This window comes from Collinsella sp. AF39-11AT (assembly GCF_003474585.1).
In the GTDB taxonomy this organism is placed as follows: Bacteria; Actinomycetota; Coriobacteriia; order Coriobacteriales; family Coriobacteriaceae; genus Collinsella.
The window spans coordinates 2,971-21,685 of sequence record NZ_QROG01000012.1 but is presented as its reverse complement, the minus strand read 5'-3'; the positions used below and the strand labels follow the sequence as shown (position 1 = coordinate 21,685).

Annotated in this window: 13 protein-coding genes; 10 read left to right on the top strand and 3 right to left on the bottom strand. The window is 54.3% G+C overall.

From position 1 onward, the window contains the following. Positions 1-111: 111 nt before the first annotated feature. Genes DW037_RS06350 through DW037_RS06335 form a run of 4 tightly spaced genes read left to right on the top strand, consistent with a single transcriptional unit; the run spans position 112 to position 7,377 of the window. Positions 112-1,560 (top strand): ATP-binding protein, encoded by a 1,449-nt coding sequence (locus tag DW037_RS06350; protein WP_117716262.1) that lies wholly within the window; start codon positions 112-114, stop codon positions 1,558-1,560. Next, entirely contained in the window at positions 1,561-4,323 is a 2,763-nt protein-coding gene (locus tag DW037_RS06345) for a Z1 domain-containing protein (protein WP_117629956.1), read from the top strand. Beyond that, positions 4,301-5,287, top strand: a complete 987-nt coding sequence (locus DW037_RS06340; RefSeq protein WP_117629955.1) for a PD-(D/E)XK motif protein — start codon at positions 4,301-4,303, stop codon at positions 5,285-5,287. The genes DW037_RS06345 and DW037_RS06340 overlap by 23 nt, the downstream gene beginning before the upstream one ends. 5 nt (positions 5,288-5,292) lie before the next feature. Next, entirely contained in the window at positions 5,293-7,377 is a 2,085-nt protein-coding gene (locus DW037_RS06335) for an AIPR family protein (RefSeq protein WP_117629954.1), read from the top strand. On the opposite strand, the gene DW037_RS06330 is transcribed toward DW037_RS06335, so the two are convergent. Further along, positions 7,352-8,893 carry a DNA cytosine methyltransferase gene (locus DW037_RS06330; RefSeq protein WP_117629953.1) on the bottom strand — a complete coding sequence of 514 codons (1,542 nt, stop codon included), beginning with the start codon at positions 8,891-8,893 and terminating at the stop codon, positions 7,352-7,354. The two genes, DW037_RS06335 and DW037_RS06330, sit on opposite strands and share 26 nt — an antisense overlap. Before the next feature lie 414 nt (positions 8,894-9,307). On the opposite strand from DW037_RS06330, the gene DW037_RS06325 reads away from it, so the two are divergent. From DW037_RS06325 to DW037_RS06310, 4 genes are all read left to right on the top strand, one after another. Continuing rightward, the gene (locus tag DW037_RS06325) at positions 9,308-10,603 is read left to right on the top strand and encodes an ATP-binding protein (RefSeq protein ID WP_233505714.1); all 1,296 of its coding nucleotides are present in this window, start codon (positions 9,308-9,310) and stop codon (positions 10,601-10,603) included. A gap of 286 nt (positions 10,604-10,889) precedes the next feature. After that, complete coding sequence (locus tag DW037_RS06320) at positions 10,890-11,129, top strand: hypothetical protein (protein ID WP_117583597.1); 240 nt, start codon at positions 10,890-10,892, stop codon at positions 11,127-11,129. Between the two features lie 40 nt (positions 11,130-11,169). Continuing rightward, positions 11,170-11,808 carry a metallophosphoesterase gene (locus DW037_RS06315; protein WP_117629951.1) on the top strand — a complete coding sequence of 213 codons (639 nt, stop codon included), beginning with the start codon at positions 11,170-11,172 and terminating at the stop codon, positions 11,806-11,808. Next, positions 11,805-12,530, top strand: coding sequence for a metallophosphoesterase (locus DW037_RS06310; RefSeq protein ID WP_117629950.1), 726 nt, complete (start codon positions 11,805-11,807; stop codon positions 12,528-12,530). Before DW037_RS06315 ends, DW037_RS06310 begins: the two co-directional genes overlap by 4 nt. Positions 12,531-12,545: 15 nt before the next feature. Here the strand turns inward: DW037_RS06310 and gluQRS are convergent, their stop codons facing one another. After that, complete coding sequence (gene gluQRS, locus DW037_RS06305) at positions 12,546-13,547, bottom strand: tRNA glutamyl-Q(34) synthetase GluQRS (RefSeq protein WP_117629949.1); 1,002 nt, start codon at positions 13,545-13,547, stop codon at positions 12,546-12,548. Positions 13,548-14,062: 515 nt separating this feature from the next. On the opposite strand from gluQRS, the gene DW037_RS06300 reads away from it, so the two are divergent. Beyond that, positions 14,063-16,009: a DUF2207 domain-containing protein gene (locus tag DW037_RS06300; RefSeq protein WP_158551691.1), complete on the top strand. Its 1,947-nt coding sequence runs from the start codon at positions 14,063-14,065 to the stop codon at positions 16,007-16,009. Positions 16,010-16,198: 189 nt separating this feature from the next. On the opposite strand, the gene DW037_RS06295 is transcribed toward DW037_RS06300, so the two are convergent. Continuing rightward, positions 16,199-16,837 (bottom strand): GNAT family N-acetyltransferase, encoded by a 639-nt coding sequence (locus DW037_RS06295; protein ID WP_117629947.1) that lies wholly within the window; start codon positions 16,835-16,837, stop codon positions 16,199-16,201. A 276-nt stretch (positions 16,838-17,113) separates the two neighbouring features. On the opposite strand from DW037_RS06295, the gene purH reads away from it, so the two are divergent. Then, positions 17,114-18,715, top strand: a 1,602-nt coding sequence (gene purH, locus DW037_RS06290; RefSeq protein ID WP_118373021.1) for a bifunctional phosphoribosylaminoimidazolecarboxamide formyltransferase/IMP cyclohydrolase, incomplete at its 3' end; no start/stop codon positions are given.

Sequence of the window (18,715 nt, the reverse complement as noted above, 5' to 3'; positions counted from 1 at the left end):
CGTTATTGCCGGTAGCGCTACCGTTCGCATGATTTGGGTGCCGGTAAGTGATAATTGATTAATGGCCGCTGCTATACTTATCGATTATGATGCTAGTAAGATTGGCTTTGGATGGAATCGATGCAGCTTGAGCCCGAACCGAGGATTTTAATTGAAAGCCTAAGAGATATTGGGTATTCGTTTAATAGTGCACTAGCTGATATTGTTGACAATTCTATTACCGCGAGGGCAAGGAATATCTCAATCCTTGCTATTCCTTCTGATGACTTCAGAATTGCAATCATTGATGACGGTGAGGGGCTTGGCAGAGATGAGTTAATGCATGCCATGAGGCTCGGTAGCACTGATCCGAGGTGCAAGCGGAATTTGAACGATCTCGGGCGTTTTGGTCTCGGGTTAAAAACCGCTTCATTTTCACAATGCAGAAGGCTGACGGTTGTGTCAAAGAAAAACGGTGAAGTGAATGCCTTCACGTGGGATCTCGATCTTGTTGCCAGTGAAAACAAATGGACAGTTTTGGAACAGAAAAGAACGGACTCCATTCCGTTTATTGGAGAGATGAACGAGACGGGTACGCTTGTTCTATGGGAAAAACTTGATCGTCTAACCGGGGTAAATGGATCCGGAAAAGCCAATTACGACAGAATTATAAGTGAGGCTCAAGATTACCTCTCTCTTGTATTTCATCGTTACTTAGCGGGAGAACGTGGGCTCAAGCGCATTAAGGTCAATGTGAATAATCGCACGCTTGACCCCATCGATCCATTTAATGTTAGCAATCAGGCGACGCAACCATCGCCTGTCGAAAATGTTTGTCCCGGCGTTACGATGCAGGCGTTTACTCTTCCGCATAGGTCAAATTATGCTTCAGATGCAGAGTATGAAAAGTTTGCTCTTCCTGGCGGTTACTTAAAGAATCAGGGAGTCTTTCTCTATCGCGCGAAGCGCTTGATACTGCATGGAACTTGGTTTGGGATTGCCAAGAAAACCGCTCTCACCCAGTTGTGCCGCGTGAAGATTGATATTGATGTTAACCAAGATGAAGCATGGAAAATTGACGTTAAGAAAGTGTCCGCTCAGCTTCCGGAAGAAGTAAGGGCGAGTATCAAACAATTGATTGCTCATATTGGTGCGCCTTCAAAAAGAGTTTATCGTCGTCGCGGCGCTAGGTTAACGAGGCCTGAGGTATATCCGGCTTGGAATGCGATAAAAACTGGAGACAAGACCCTTTATTGCATTAATCGCAAAAACCCAATTCTTGATAGCTTCAATTCATCTCTTGATGATGATCAGAGGGCTGCTTTCAAGACTGTTCTTTCGCTGGTCGAATCGTCATTCCCAACGGAATCTCTTTTTTACGAACTGTCGAACAACGAAGGGTCAGTTTGCTTTGAGGAGATGAAAGACGATGACTTTTGTAATGCTGTTCTCACTTTCTTTGGCTCATTAAAACAAATGGGGAAGGATGAGGATGACATCCTCTCCACTATGAGGTCAGTTGACTTGTTCGCCACACGTTGGAATGAAGTACTTGCCATTTTGGGAATCGAGGAGTGCTAAATGGACGCCACACTAGAGCAGTTCATCAATTACATTGACAACTCCGCCAGAGATAAACTAGAGAACGATGACGGCGTTCCCGAAGAGGCGGATGTTGCGGATACCTATTCGCAGTTCTACACTGCATTCGCCGGAATTTTCCCTGTATCTAAACAATGCGACAAGGATGATATCGTCCGTAGGCTTGTTGAGAAGTATTGTAGCGAGCTTACGATTAAGAAAAAGCTTGGCTTTGAGTTTAAGGATGAGGATAGCCATCCCTGGTTGAGTGAAGCAGAAGACTCGATCGAATGGTTCTACTGGAATCGCTATAGGCGATACTTGGTGCGCGATAAGAAATGGGCGCCCGCCGCGGTTAAGTCGATAGATAGGGACAGTCGCAACATCCTTGACTTAATGGCCGATCCTTTAGAGTGCGGCTCTTTTACAAGACGCGGCCTCGTAGTCGCATCCGTTCAATCGGGAAAAACTGCAAATTATATTGGGCTGATATCCCGCGCCGCCGACGCGGGATATCGAATCATTATCGTCATGGCCGGCGTGCATAATGTCCTGCGAAATCAGACGCAAGCTCGTCTTGAAGATGGTTTTACAGGTTTTAACATTGAGAACAGCACAGTCGAACCGGTTGGCGTTGGCAAGGGGAGTCAAGCCCGACGACCAATTGCCTGTACCTCGAGAGAAGCAGACTTTAGTACAGAACGAGCTAAGGCTTTAAGGTGCATCCAGCCGACGCAAACAAACGAACCTTTTTTGTTTGTTGTTAAGAAGAATAGTAAGTCTCTCCAGCAGGTAATTGAATGGCTGGATGCCAGCAATAGCCAGGATCAACCTCTGTTGCTCATTGACGATGAAGCGGATAATGCTTCGATTAACGGAAAATACAAGCTCGAAAAGCGAGAGAATGAACCGACCAAAATCAATGGGCAGATAAGAAACCTGCTTAACCTATTCAATAAGGCCTGCTATGTTGGCTACACTGCTACGCCATTTGCTAACGTTTTGATCGACCCTAGCGTTGACAGCGATGAGTATGGCAAGGACCTTTTCCCGAGCAACTTTATTTATACGCTTGAGGAGTCCTCTGACTACTTCGGTGCCAAAAAGGTATTCGGAGATTACGACGAGCCTACTCACAAGCACTTGCGTTTCATTGACGATGCGGACGATGTCCTTCCTGCAAAACATAAAAGTAGCTTTGAGCCCTTTATGCTTCCCCTTAGTCTAAAGGCGGCAATTCGTACTTTTGTATTGGCGACGACGATAAAGACACTTCGTTTTGGCACTAATTTCCATTCAACGATGATGGTCAATGTATCTCCCTATAAGAAACCGCAGAATTGCATGCGGAATCTAGTTGAGGATTACCTTAACGACCTGAATACGGCGGCGAAATCCTATGGGGCCTTAAACCCGGAGGAGGCGCTTGAGGCTTCTCCGCACCTAAAGGATTTGAAAGCTACTTGGGAGCTGGAATATGCAGGCTGCGGTTTTGGCTGGAGCGAAATACAGCCACGTCTCTACGACCCGGATTATCATGTTCTGAGCATCAATACAGACTCAGGAGATGCTCTGGACTATGAGAACAGGAACGAGCGAGTTATCGCGGTTGGCGGATATAGGCTTTCTCGTGGTTTAACCCTTGAAGGGTTAACGGTCTCTTACTATTCGCGAAACGCCAGAGCATATGATGCGCTGATGCAGATGGCTCGTTGGTTTGGATATAGGCCTCAGTATGAGGATCTTTGTCGTGTATGGATGACCGACGAGGCGGCGGGCTGGTACAAATACGTTGCCGATTCGACGGAGAATCTGTTCGATCAACTAAGGAGCATGCGCCAAGTTAAGCGCACTCCAAAGAATTACGTTTTGAAAATACGCCAGAGCCCTGATGCCCTGACCGTTACCGCGAGAAATAAGATGGGTGCCGGGCAAAAGGAAAAGGCCCCCATCGATTTAAACGAGGGATTCGTTGAAACGATTGCATTTGACAGGGACGCGGAGATAGTTGCCGATAACGAGGCGGCATGCAGGGACCTTCTTAGCGCAATAAAGGGGTATGCGGACTTCAAAGACGGGGGCTCTTATAGATATCTTTATAAGGGGGTTCCGGTCAAGTTTGTTACCGCTTTTCTAGAAGCCTATGAAAATGAAGATGGCCTTTCGCCAAAGTCTCAAAAAGCTCCAATCCTAAGCTACGTCAACGAACGGCTGCTTGATGGCGAGCTGAAGGAATGGGACGTTCTCTTGGCACATGGCTCTCGATCAAATGATCCAATCGATTTGCCTGTTGATGGAACGGTCAGCATGGAGCAAAGATATCCCGGTAGCGCTTCGAACAATGATGTCGTTGTTGTCGGAGAGAAACATCGTTTATCCAGTCGTGGAGTTGAGGCCGCTGGCTTAAGTGCGGAAGAAAGGAAAATGGCGGAAGAACGATATGCTGCAGACCATAGCGGCGACAAGGCGAAAAACTGTTCTGATCTCTATTATCGTCAAATAAGGAGGCGGCCATTGCTGGTTTTGCATCCGATTTGCATGCGATTTGGAGAAATCAAAATTAAAGAAAAGAAGGAGGCCGGAAAAGAAGCTCCTTCCTGGTGGAAGAGCTGGGATGCTCAGGAATGCGTTTTCGGCTGGAGCATCAGTTTTCCGCACACCGATAAGCAAACGCGACCAGTCACTTACGTTTTTAATTCTGTGGCACTGGAGAACATGATGCCGGAACCCGAAGATAGCGATGATGATTATGAAGACGACTAGCGATAATCCGTGGGAAGAGCTGCCTAGATCGCGTGGAAGGGGCGACTACAACACGAGAATGGTCGCACCCGATGTCAATCCCGATGCAAAAAGGATTTATTGGGCAAAGGGGCGCTCTAATCACCCTGCTTTTCTTGTCGAATATGACAGCAGCGAGACGGGGGCACCGGAGCCTCCCAAGTTTAAGAACATCTCTATTCGAGACATTGAATCGGAGCGCTCCATACTGCTTGAGCTCCAAGACCAGGAAATGAAAGCCCAATTTCTCCGCTTATGTCTTGATATTGCCGACTCGGTGCAGAAAGCCCCCACCGTTGCGATGAGGAAGATGACCTTCATGAGGCTCGAGAAATGGGCTTCGTTTCTCAGGCCCGGGCGTGGTCCCCTCACAGCCGAGCAACAAAAAGGGCTTATCGGCGAGCTGCTTTTTCTTAAACGGGTTTCCGCTGCCATTTACGAGCCGTCGAATGCCTTGAGTGGCTGGACAGGGCCAGAACGCTCTAAGCGCGATTTCGGTTACGGGCAGATTTTCGTCGAGGTGAAAAGCAAACGAGGGTCGTCGAATTCGGAAATTGGAATATCGTCAGAAGAGCAATTGAACACCAACGAAAGTGAAAGGCTCTTCTTATATGTCGTTGAGTTGAACAGCGCTACGGATGAAGATAAAGCGGCATTCAGCCTTACCGATGTCGTCAACGATGTTCAAATGCTCTTCGACAGCCCATTGGATTTGGCGCACTTTCAGGAGAAGCTGTCGGATGCCGGGTATTTTCCGGAAGACGATTATTCCCACACCTTGTGGAGCGAGGGCGTAACTGAAACATATGAAGTTAAGGATGGATTTCCGCGAATCGTTTCCAGTTCGTGTCCGCCTGGAGTTAAGGCTGTTACATATAAAATCGACCTTGGCTACTGCTCTGATTACGAAGTTGATCAGAGCGCAATTACCCAAGCATTGAGGTGAATTAGATGACAGATTCCACTTCGTTTCAGGAGGAACTGTTTCAAGAGGTCAAGAATAAGGCGGACTCAGAGGGAGTCTATAAGAACGATGCGTTCTTTGACCTCATCACTGATTATCTTTGCGATGCGGGAGAATTCGATGAGGCCATCCCCGCCTTCTGTCAGAGAACTGGAATAAGGGTTGATGGCTACTGTGGCGATCCTTTTGAGTCAAGCAGAAAAGTCCTTGGCCTCATTGTCCTCGACTTCAACCAAGATACTGGCTTGCTGACATTAACGAATTCTGAAATGGAGGCAGATTTTCGGCGGCTTGAGAAATTCGTAACCAAAGCATTGGATTCTCAATTTAGGGAATCTCTTGAGCCGACGGATCCGGGGTTTGGGCTCGCCGATTTAATTCACGCTCGCTGGAACGAAATCGAGCGAGTTAATCTGTATCTTCTTTCAAACAAAAAACTTAGCCAAAGGGTTTCGGGTAAAGAGACGGGGAGTGTCCTTGGCAAAGAGGTTGTTTACAACGTCTGGGATCTTGAACGGATAGGTAATCTTATTGAATCGGGTCGTGAGCGGGAGAGACTGCTCATTGACTTTAACGAATTGCCGACGGGTCCGATTCGGGCCCTTCTCGCAAGCTCTCCGAAAGACAAGAACAAGGTTTACCTTGCTGCGATACCGGGTGTCGATTTGGCGCGCATCTACGATCGTTGGGGAGCGCGACTTCTTGAGCAAAACGTCCGTGTATTTCTTCAGGCGAGAAGCAATGTCAACAAGGGTATAAAGCGTACTCTCGAGAATGAGCCCGAGCTTTTCTTCTCGTTCAATAACGGTATCACGGCGACCGCAGAGAGCGTTACAACGGAGAGCGGGGAAGACGGGCTTTTAATTGACCGTCTAGAAAACCTGCAGATAGTTAACGGTGGCCAGACAACCGCATCGGTTTATGCCGCATATAAGGCTGGTAAAAGTTTGGACCGCGTGTTTGTCCAAATGAAGCTTAGTGTTGTCAGCCCGGAAGAGGCTCTCGAACTGGTGCCTAGGATCTCTGAATATGCAAACAGCCAGAATAAGGTTTCTTCAGCCGACTTCTTTGCAAACCACCCTTATCACGTGAGGATCGAAGAGTTCTCGCAAAGGATACTTGCTCCCATGCGGGCAGATAGCTTCACGCAAACCAAATGGTTCTACGAGCGGGCAAGAGGCTCATATCGAGATAAGCAAGCTTATCTTACGCCTGCGCAGAAGCGTAAATTTGTTGCTGAGTTTCCTAAAACGCAGACTTTTACGAAAACGGATTTGGCAAAATATCTCATGGTCTGGACGAATAAGGCCTACTTGGTCAATCGCGGTGCCCAGAAGAACTTCTCTGAATTTGCTCGGCTAATTAAAGACTCCTGGGATAAGGATGAGAGTCAGTTCAATGAGACTTATTTCAAATATTTGATTGCCAAGAAAATTATATTCGATCGCACAGGCAAGATTGTGCAGGCGCGTGATTGGTGGGAAACCGGCAGCTATCGCTCGCAGCATGTAGTCCTTGCGGTGGGAGTGCTTTCAAATGCAGTTTCCGCTTTAGGAAAAGCCGTTAACTTTCTTGGCATTTGGAATCAACAATCGTTGTCGCCAGCGTTTGAGAGGGCGCTTGGGCAAGCATCTGACGCTGCGCATGATGTATTGATGCATCCCGCGACGGGCTATCGAAACATTTCTGAATGGGCAAAACAACAGAAATGCTGGGAGGCTATCAAGTTAAAAAAGGTTGATTGGGACAAAGAGTGGCTTGGCGAGCTTATTGACCTCGATGAGGAGAAAGACATTCAGCGAGAGGGCTCCCGTAACCAGAAAACGCTGAATGGGATTGAAGCTCAGACGGCGGTTTGCGAGATGGGAAGCGGATTTTGGCAAAATGTTCTTAACTGGTGCCTTGCAGAGGGCGAGGGAACTGAGAAGGAACGGGGTATTTTGCAGTATGCATGTGCCTTGCCAAACAAAGTGCCCTCCGAGAGCCAGTCCGTTGTACTTATTAACATGATGAAGCGGCTGCACAGAGTCGGCTGTCCTTACCGTGTTAAGAGCAGTCAGTATCGTCTGTAAGATTCTCGTAAAACCCGTGGGCTTCTTTTCCAAGTGCCTTTGCGACTACCGCCGCTATCTGCTGGGCAAGTAGCGGCGGCACCGCGTTACCCACCTGAGTGTACTGAGACGTTCTGTTGCCTTCGAACAGATAGTCATCTGGGAAGGTTTGAAGTCTTGCGGCCTCTCTCACGGTAAGGCTCCTGCATTGCGACGGATCCGGATGGATGTAATAGTGTCCGTCCTTGGCGATATGCGAGGTGATGGTCGTAGAGGGTCTTCCCCATACTTGCACACGAAAACGGTCGTTGAATTTATAGTTACCAGTCGTTTTTGCTGCCTGGACGTTCTTATGATTGGGAAGCAATGACTCGGGGAATTCTTCAAGGCGTGCGGGCGTACCGTATTTTTCTGCATATGCCGCACAAAAGAGATAACGGTCAAGATCGCTCGCCAAGTGAGAGCGAGACTCATGATTTGTGAGGACCTTGCTATTTCCGAGCCTTCCTCTATACCATTCTTCATATCGATTGTGGACGGGATCAACTTTGTGCTTTGCGGTTAACTTTGGCGCGTAGCGTGAAATTACCCTATCAAGGATGTCTGTAAGATCGTTGCATTCGCCATTGTCTTTCAACTCTTTTGCCGCTGAGTTTATGTACTCTGCCCAGTTCATATCGCGCCAGTTTTCGTTGCGTTCAGAGAATCCGCTTCGCAGTTTAGGCAGCCCACGAAGGGCTGACCCAAGAGTGCAAACATGCTTTTTGGTTAGCGTGCTCGGTTCGATTCCGGTGTCATTTTTAATACCAAGGAGAATGACCCTGTGGCGCATCTGGGGGATTCCATACTGTTCGGCTTTGACAACGTAATCTTTTGGATTATGGGGGTCATCAGTGACGAGGGAATGGATAGTGTATCCCGCCTCTTCCATATCTTTGCATATGCGGTTAAAAACGCCATGGCCCTCGTGCTTTGCAGAAAGAAGTCCTTTGACGTTTTCCATAACGAAGACATCCGGCTTTAGCTCGTTGATAAACGAGAGGTAGCAACGGTAGAGGGTGTGCTTCGGGTCCTCTTCGAATGTAATGTCATGCTTGCGCCGCGATCTGCCCACCAACGAATATGCTTGGCACGGAGGTCCGCCAATAAGGACTAGCGGACCCCTATCACGGTCTTCAAACCATCTTGTCACGCGTTCGGCGCCGAGTTTAACCAAGCGGTCGTCTCCATCGACGAGCTCGTCGCATAAAGCTTCTTCGCAAGCAGCCTGCCATTCTTTTGGGCGGTAGCGGATAAGTTGGTCGAAGGTCTCATTGTCATGCTTTTTCATGTATCTGAGATAAACTCTCGGCAATGTTCCGTCCGGTTCTGCAATTTTGCGCAGATATGAACGAAGCCTCAGGGTCTGATGAGCCTGCTTGTCACGTTCAATGGACATGATTGTTTGGAACACGGGCTTGTTCTCAGCGTCTCGAAGTGATGAGAAGCCTTCCCCAAGGCCTCCCGGGCCCGCGAATAAGTCAATAACGGGAATCACTGCTAACCCTCTCCAAACAGAAACTTCTAGATATCCAGGCTACCAGGATGAAAGTCAAACGTCCAGGAGTGTCTCGCTATGTAAATAAACTTTCTATTTATAGCAGTTGCGGGAAACTCGATAAGTGCAGGCGGCGCGCCAGCATTTGAGTTTCTGCTCAAAGATGGCCCAGATCGCTTCCTGTCAAACGGGCATCTTATGGGCATTCCAAAAATGCGGGAATGAAATTGTTCAACGCACTCTTGAACGATTCGCCTCATACCATTGTTCTGCGCCTTGACGCTGCTTTGACTGAGCCCGACTTATAATGGCTCTGATGTAATTCTGCAGGTTCTTGTTGCTACGTGACAAGAACTTGCAAAATTCGCAAGTTCTTGTCATTCTGTGAGAAAAACTTGCAGATTGGGGCGAGCGATGGATAAACGGATGGTTCCCAGAAATCGATATCTCGAGAAGTTAATCGCCTTCCGTGACACGGATGTCATCAAGGTCGTAACGGGTATGCGCCGTTGTGGCAAATCGACGCTTCTGGACATGATGCGCAAACATCTGGAGGATAACGGCGTTCCATCCGAATGTCTTTTGACCTTTAAGATGGAGTCATTTGAGCTGGAGGGCGTGCGTGATTGGCGAGAGCTTTACCGCCACGTGGACGGCCTAATGCCTGCGGGCAAGAGGTGCTATCTCTTCTTCGACGAGCTTCAGGAGGTTGCCGGATGGGAGAAGGCGATTAACGCACTTCGTGTCGACCGGGACTGCGATATATATGTTACGGGTTCGAATGCTTTTCTCCTCTCGTCAGAGATCGCGACCTTAATCTCGGGCAGGTATGTCGAGATTCGGATGCACCCGCTCGCTTTTTCGGAATATGTCGACTTTCTTGGTCCGACTGACGTCACGAATAGGCTCGCTGTTTTTGGTCGGGAGGATATTGTTGCACTCGACGATCTTCTTGACCGATATCTGACGTTTGGAGGCCTGCCGTTTCTCGCTGCTTCAAAGCTGCCGGAGCAGGAAATGAAGGACTATATCTGGAGCACGTACCAAACAATCGTCGGGCGCGACATTTTGGCTCGCGAGGCGCGTCGGGGTAGACGGTCGGTGACGAGCAGGAGTGTGCTCGACCGCGTCACTTCCTACTTGGCTGATAACATTTCAAACCCGACATCAATTAATAAGATCGTTGGAACGCTGGCAGAGAACGGGGCGAAATCCTCGCACGGCGTCGTGGACACTTGTGTGTCCGCCCTTGAGGAGACCTATATCTTTTCGCACGCGCGCCGATTTGATATTAAGGGTCGGGACATTTTGAAGACCGGCGGCAAGTTTTACATTGAGGATCTGGGACTTCGAGCCTTCTTGGATGGGTATCGCGGCAGCGACAGCGGACGTGTTCTCGAAAATGCCGTTTACAATCGCCTTGTCTATGACGGATACCAGGTCTTCACGGGTCATCTTCGAGATGCCGAAATCGACTTTGTTGCGATAGGCGACGGCTCGGATCGTAAGTTTATTCAGGTCACAGAGTCGATTGACGAGGAGGCGACGCGTAAGCGCGAGCTGCGTCCATTTGAGCTCAGGTCGCTCGAGAAGATTACCGGCGGTTACGAGAAGATCGTCGTCGTTCGTCAGGGGAGCCATCCGACCGACATCGACGGCATCAAAATCGTTTCTGCAGTCGATTTCTTAATGGGTAGGCTTGGGGCTTAGTGCGTTTGGAGCGCGTCTGTTTCCTATGCCTAGCGACATTGCCACAGCTCGTGACGCCGCCGGCTTCTTCCTTTCCGTCGGGCGGCACCAACTCAGCTGATCCGTTGGGGATGGAGGAAAGCGGACCATTTTCGGCGCGCCGCAGGTGATACGAATCCTGCGGCGCGCTGTTATTTGAGCGAGGGCTTTCAGCTGTGTCCGCGTGGCGTGGGACACTTAACCTGCCGTCCTGCTCTGCCGCGACGGCACGTACCTGAACAACGACCCTCTAAGGAGCTCGAAATCGATGAGTGACAACACCAAGCATCTCGCAAAGAAATGCGTCAAGGACGCGGGGCCGTGTCTCACGCTGTGCCTTGCCGGTGCAGCGGTCGCGCTGCTGGCTGTTTTGGGGCCATTTGACGTGCTTCGAAGCGCCAGCTCTCTACACGTTTGCATGGCTCTTGCCGGCGCCATGATGACCGGCGGCGTGCTCGATCTAGCTTTTTGGGTGTTTGACCCGTTTGGATGGAAGAACGAAGGGTAAGCCCTAAGGGATGGATGCCCCGCAGCGTTAGGAGGTCCCCGTGATCTGGTTTACCAGCGATACACACTTTGGACACGAGAACATGCTGCGTCTCGCCGACAGGCCTTGGTCGAATGTTGCGCAGATGAACGACGCCATGGTCGCGAGCATTAATAGCAAAGTCGCTGCGGACGACGAGCTTTACATTTTGGGCGACTTCAGCTTTAAGATGACGGTCCAAGAGGCCTACGAGTTGCGTAAAAGCATCGTATGTAAGCACGTCCACCTGCTACCCGGCAACCACGACAAAGACTGGACGCAGCCTGCCGTAGCGGATGCTTTTATCGTCGAGCCGCCCATTTGCGTGCTCAAAATCGATCGGCAGAAAATCGTGCTGAGCCACTATCCCATGGTCGACTGGCAGGGCATGTCGCACGGCAGCTGGCATCTGCACGGGCATATCCATAGCTGCGGCGGCGCGTATAACAAGTTCAACCTTCGGCAGGGGCTGCTGCGCTATGACGTGGGCGTGGACGCCAACGGTTACGCCCCGGTAAGTTTGGATGAGCTCAAGTTATGGTTTGCGCAGGTAGACGAGCTGGTGCAGTGCGTTAAGTGGCCGTGGTGGGTCAACGTTACGGACGATGAACAGGTCGAGCGCGATCTCGAAGCCTATAAGAGGGAAGTGGTGATCCGATGACGGTCTATGTGACGGGCGATATTCACGGCGGCCTCGACATGCAAAAGCTGCGCGATTGGGACCTTGGGGATAGCCTGACGAGCGACGACTATCTGATTGTCGCGGGCGACTTTGGCTTTCCCTGGGATTTCTCTGCCGAGGAATGTGCCGACATCGCTTGGCTGGAGTCGCGCCCCTATACCGTGCTGTTCGTCGACGGCAACCACGAGCGTTTCGATCACTGGGCGGAGCGTCCCATGGAGCTGTGGCACGGTGGGCTGACGCAGCGTCTGTCGGATACCTCCCCCATACGGCGCCTGACGCGCGGCGAGGTTTTTGAGCTCGACGGCTCAACGATCTTTACCATGGGCGGCGCCACGAGCGTGGACAAAGGATACCGCATTCCCTATTCCAGCTGGTGGCCGCAGGAACTGCCGGACGAGCGCAACTTTGAGGAGGCGCGGGCAAAGCTCGACAGCGTGGGTTGGAAGGTCGACTACGTGGTCACCCACACCTGCCCTACGCGCATGCTTTCGCCCACGCTTTATCCGGCACCCGGCTGGAATTACCCCGCCGTTGATCGGCTTACGGCATTTTTCGATGAGCTGGAAGACCGCTTGGATTACAAGTGCTGGTATTACGGGCATTTCCATCGGGATGCCAACCCGGCCGAGCGCCATACCGTGCTCTACGACTGCATCGTTCGCCTGGGCGACGAACTCCAGCCCTGGGATGTTGCGTAGGGGTGGAGTGAGCGGCTACTCGGCCGTTACAGTGATGTTCTCCCGGTGTGCGCGGATAACGTCCCAGCTAAAGTGCTCGACCAGTTGCTCGGCAGAGCGCGGCGTGGTGTCCGGCACGATGCCTGTTTGCCCGGCGAGCCATCCCAACAGTGCCTCGGGTGTGCCAAAGCGGGTGCGGAGCTCGCTCAGGTCCAGATCGCGATCGCGCTTGGAAAGGCGGCGGCCGTCCGGCGACATGAGCAGCGGAATGTGCGCGTAGCGCGGTGTGGGCAGTCCCAGCAGATGTTGCAGATAGATCTGGCGCGGCGTGGAACCAAGCAGGTCGCATCCGCGCACGACCTCGGTGACGCCCATGGCAGCGTCGTCGACCACCACGGCCAGCTGATAGGCAAAAACGCCGTCGCTGCGGCGCACCAAAAAGTCGCCGCACTCGGTGGCGAGTGCCTCGCATTGGGCTCCGTACGTGCGGTCAACGAATTCGATCACGTCTTCCGCGAGGTCATCTACGGTGGGCACGCGCAGGCGCGTGGCCGGAGCGCGCAGGGCACTGCGGTGGGCAACCTCCTCGGCAGAAAGGCCTCGGCAGGCGCCGCGGTAGATGGGCGTGCCGTCGCTGGCGTGCGGCGCGCTTGCGGTGTGGAGCTCGGCACGCGTGCAAAAGCAGGGATAGGTGAGGCCGGCGTCTTGCAGCTGGTGCAGGGCGTCCTCGTACAAGTCCAGGCGATCGTGCTGGTAGTAGGGGCCTTCGTCCCACTCGAGACCCAGCCAGGCCAGGTCGTCGATCAACTGGGCCGCAAGTTCGGGACGCTTGCAGCGATCGTCCAGGTCCTCGATGCGCAACACGATACTGCCGCCCTGGCTGCGGGCCGAAAGCCACGCACACAGGCAGCTGAACACGTTGCCCAGGTGCATGCGGCCCGAGGGCGACGGGGCAAAGCGGCCCGCGACGGGCGCGGGAGCGGCCGCTGCTGGTGCGCCCGCGGCGTGTGTCGCTATGTTGCATGCGTTGATATCCATGCGGACGAGTATAGCGCGGGGTGAGGTGAGGGGGCGTCGTCGATGCTCGCGAGTTGCCGAGGCTGCGTGTTGTGCGCGGCGGGCACCGACTCAACACCTCGATTACCGCCCCAAGCTCAGCCCCTTCAACCCCTCAAACGACAGAAACCCCGGCAGCTCTTCGCAACTGCCGGGGTTTCCGCGGAAAAGGGGGACATGATCCTCAAGCGAACGGCAAAGGGGCAAACCGTTTTCGCTCAACTGCTTTATGCCCCTCGCTCGCCGGCTTAATCGGCTCACGCCGCGCCCACACAAAGCCGCTACACCTGTGACGGAGCTATGAAGTGGTATCTATTGCCGGAGCGGGCTATGCCAAGGAGTGTCCCAGATTGCCGGCAGATAAGGAACGTCCCCAGGTGCCGGCCGCGGGCGTGACTTTCGTCCCGTTTGATACTCCGCTGACCTAGATGTTCGTCACATGAACCCGCAAACGTGGGACAATGACGCTACTGGTATCACAGACAAAGGATGTGCCTATGAACGCCCCCGTTGCCAAGACCTGTCGGCAGCGCTGCCCGTTTGCGCGATTTGCTTCCATTTGCGCGCTCGTCGCGTGCGCGCTGCTGCTGTTGCCCGCCGTTGCACGTGCCGACGGGTATTCCATGACCCAAACCTACATCAGTGCCACGGTCGAGGCCGATGGATCGCTGACCGTTGTCGAGGGACGCCAGTTTGATTTCGACGACGACATCAACGGCGTGTTTTGGGAGATCAATACGGGCTCCAACCAGCAGGGCGGCACGGCGGGCGTCGACGTGCTGAGTGTCGAGGAAGAGGACACCGCGTTTAACAAAGTCGATAGCGCGAACAAGGGCGACTCTGGCGTCTACACGGTCGAGCAGACCGGTGACGGCGTAAGGATTAAGGTGTTCAGCCCTCACGAGAGCGGCGACAGCGCAATCTACTACGTGAGCTACACCATGACCGGTGCGGTTATGAACTGGGCCGATACCGCCGAGCTCTACTGGAAGTTCGTGGGTGACGGCTGGTCTGCGGATTCCGATGACGTCGAGATGGAAGTGTGCTTCGCGAATGCCGCTGCCGGGACGGCGGCCGTCAAGGGCGATAACTTCCGCGCATGGGGCCATGGTCCGCTGACGGGCGACGTGTCGCTCGATGAGGACGAGCCCATGGTCACCTATACCATTCCCTGCGTGCACCAGGGCGAATTCGCCGAGGCACGCATCGCCTTCCCTAGCGACTGGGTGCCGCAGCTTGCCGCTTCGGGCGAAGAGCGCATGTCAACGATCCTGAGCGAAGAGAAGGAATGGGCCGACGAAGCTAACGCCCGCCGTGAGCACGCGCGTGCGGTTGCCAGCGCGATTGCCGTGGTGTGTGTTGTTGTGGCGGTTGCCTATACCGGTGTAATCGTGATGCTCAAGCTGCGCAGGCCCAAGCCCAAGCCGCTCTTCCAGGACGAGTACTTCCGCGATGTGCCCTCCGCCGATCATCCCGCGGTGCTTGCAACTCTTATGAGCTGGAACGACGTGCCCGATCAGGCATATATCGCCACGCTGATGAAGCTGACCGACGACCGCGTGATCAAGCTGGAAGAAGCGACCGAGACCAAGAAGAAGGGTCTGCTCCGTCGCGAAAAAGAGGAGCAGACGTATCGCATCACAGTGACCGACGAGGCCTGGAAGGCTGCCAAGAAGGACGGCATCGATCGCGACGTGCTCAAGGTCTTCTTCGCTGGCGTTAAGCCCGATAAAGACGGCGTCCGTTCGCGCACGTTTAGCGAGCTGGAGGAGTATGCCAGCGAGCGTACTGAATCTGTTGGCGACAAGCTCGAGGACTATCAGAGCACGGTTAAGGGCAAGCTGGAGGAGTGCGAGTTTATCGCATCGGATGGCACTATCGCGATGGTGGCCGGCCTGGTTCTCGGCATCATCATTGTCTTTGGCATTTTGGGCTCTCTGTTCTATACCGACTTTGCGGACGCCAACGTCGGTGCCGCTATGATTTCGATCCCCGTCACGATCGTGGGCTTTGTCCTGAGCTGCACCTTCCGCCGTTACACGCCGGAGGGCGCCGAGGTGGCGGCTCGCTGCAAGGCGCTCAAGCATTGGCTCGAGGATTTCACACGCCTAAAGGAAGCCGTTCCGGGCGATCTGGTGCTGTGGAACAAGCTGCTGGTGATGGGCGTTGCCCTAGGCGTTTCGAAAGAAGTGCTGCGACAGCTGGCCGAGGCCGTGCCTGCGGACCTGCGCAACAGCGACGATTTCTACGACAACTACCCCTGCTACTGGTGGTATTACCATCACTACGGCAACGAGTCTCCGCTCGATTCGTTCAACGATGTGTATCACGAGACCATCCGCGAGTTGGCTTCGAGCTCCGATAGCTCGAGTGGCGGCGGTGGTGGCGGCTTCTCGGGCGGCGGAGGCGGCGGCGTCGGCGGAGGCGGCGGCGGAACGTTCTAACGGTCGTAAATTATGGGATGGGCTTTTCTCGACAGCCGTCGGGGAAAGCCCATCCCCTTTTTACGCGCTACCTACGAAGACTGTCCCCAGCGACTAGTCATTTAAGAACGTCCCCAATGACTAGGTGTGGTTGCTGCCAAGGGGTGTCCCGGAGTGCCGGCACAAGAGGAACGTCCCTAACTGCCGGGTTTAGGCTGTTAGGTCGAGTTCGTAGAGAAAGCTTTCGCGCGGCATGGCGTGGCGGCGCTCTTCGCGGTTGGCGCGGTGCGTGGCCGTGCGCTTAAAGCCGTGCAGCTCGTAGAACTTCCACGAGCAGTTGGAGTCGGTGTACAGGTGCGCCCTCGTCGCTCCAAGCGAGGACAGGTGCGAGACTGCGGCATCGAGCAGAACCGTGCCAACGCCCAGGCCATGGACATCGCGATCCACGGCAAGCAGCGTGACCTCGTTGTCGTGCGGCAACGGGCTGCTCTCGAGCAGACGGTTGTTGGTTCGGATGGTTGCGCGTACAAACGAGAGATACTCGGCGCAGGCATCGGGCTCCAGCTCACGCATCTGCGATAGCAGCGCGCGTTCGGTATCCATCCAGTGTTCCTTAACGGCGCCGGAGCTCTGTCCCGCACGCGCGAGCGAAATGCCACGCGCCTGACCGTCAATCACCGCAACCTGCGAAAACGTCGACGACGAAAGGCAGTAGGCAAGGTCGCACGCGGCCTCGAGGCGGTTGTACTCATCGTTATCCGAATTGTTATGCCAAAGCTGCTGCAGAATCAGCGCGATGGCGTCGAAGTCTTCGGTATCAAACGGTCGGTAGAGAACCCGCGAGACCATGGTGCCTCTTTCTTTTGCGGATGCATATCGAGCACAGTTCTACCACGCCATTGGCATCTAATTATGGTGCCCCTGTGTTCCATGAACTCACCGTGCCCGGTGCCGTGCCCATCCCCCCGCTCGCAAACTTTTTCCGCACAGCCGTGCGTTGCGGGATGCAACGTCGCGCTCGATGCGCTACATTGAATCAGTATTTTCAATGCCGCTGCGCGAGCGCTGCAGATCGACGTATCACCGACTCACAGAGCACGGCGGCGTATCAGACAGGAGGACTGCATGGGATCTGATGTGAAGATCGCACGCGCGTTGATCTCGGTTACCGATAAGACGGGTGTCGTCGATTTCGCACGGACGCTGGTCGATGACTTTGGCGTCGAGATCATCTCTACGGGCGGCACGGCTCGTGCCATCGAGGACGCGGGCGTTCCCGTAACCCCCATCGAGGAGTTCACGGGTTATCCCGAGATGATGGACGGCCGCGTTAAGACCCTGCACCCCAAGGTTCACGGCGCGCTGCTGGCCCGCCGCGATTCCGAGCAGCACATGCAGGAGGCCGCCCAGCACGGCATTAAGCTGATCGACCTGGTCGTCGTCAACCTGTACGAGTTCGAGAAGACCGTCGCCAACCCCGAGGTCACCTTTGCGGATGCCATCGAGCACATCGACATCGGTGGCCCCTCCATGTTGCGCTCTGCCGCCAAGAACGCCGCGAGCGTTACCGTCATCTCCGACCCGGCCGACTATGATGCCGTCCTGGCCGAGATGCGCGAGACCGGTGGCTGCACCACGCTTTCCACCCGTCGTCGCCTGCAGGTGAAGGTCTACCAGACTACCGCCGCCTACGACACGGCTATCTCCCGTTGGCTTGCCGCCCAGGCAAGCGACGTGGCGGACACCTCTGCCAAGCTCGAGATCTCGTTGGAGAAGGTCGACGACCTGCGCTATGGTGAGAATCCTCAGCAGAAGGCTACGGTCTACCGCTTTGCCGAGGGCTGCGAGAACACCGCGAGCTCGCAGTTCCCGCTCGTGGGCTCCGAGCAGATTCAAGGCAAGCCGCTCAGCTACAACAACTATCTGGACGCCGATGCCGCTTGGAACCTGGTGCGCGAGTTCGACGAGCCGGCCTGCGTGATCCTCAAGCATCAGAACCCCTGCGGCTCCGCCGTTGCCGAGGACATCACGGCTGCTTACGACCGCGCCTTTGCCTGCGATCCCAAGAGCGCCTTCGGCGGCATCATCGCCTGCAACCGCGAGGTCCCCTTTGAGCTGGTTGAGCACTTTGCCGATCAGAACAAGCAGTTCGTCGAGGTTATCATCGCCCCGAGCTACACCGCCGAGGCGCTCGAGCGCATGGCCAAGCGCCCCAACCTGCGCGTGCTGGCTACCGGCGGCGTGGACCACGGCGCCAAGGTGGAGCTGCGCTCCATCGACGGCGGCATGCTGGTGCAGGAGGTCGACCACGTGATCGAGGACCCCGCGACCTTTACGTTCCCCACCGACCGCAAGCCCACCGATGCCGAGATGGCCGAGCTCGAGTTTGCCTGGAAGGTCTGCAAGGGCGTCAAGTCCAACGCCATCCTGGTCTCCAAGGGCAAGGCCGGCATTGGCATGGGCCCCGGTCAGCCCAACCGCGTTGACTCTGCGCTGCTTGCCTGCGAGCGCGCCGAGGACTTCTGCGAGCGCGAGGGCGTGGAGAAGGGCGGCTTTGCCTGCGCAAGCGACGCGTTCTTCCCGTTCCGCGACAACGTCGACGTGCTTGCCGCACACGGCGTGACCTGCATCATCCAGCCCGGCGGCTCCAAGCGCGATGACGAGAGCATCCAGGCCTGCAACGAGCATGGTATTGCGATGGTCTTCACGGGCGCCCGCCACTTCCGC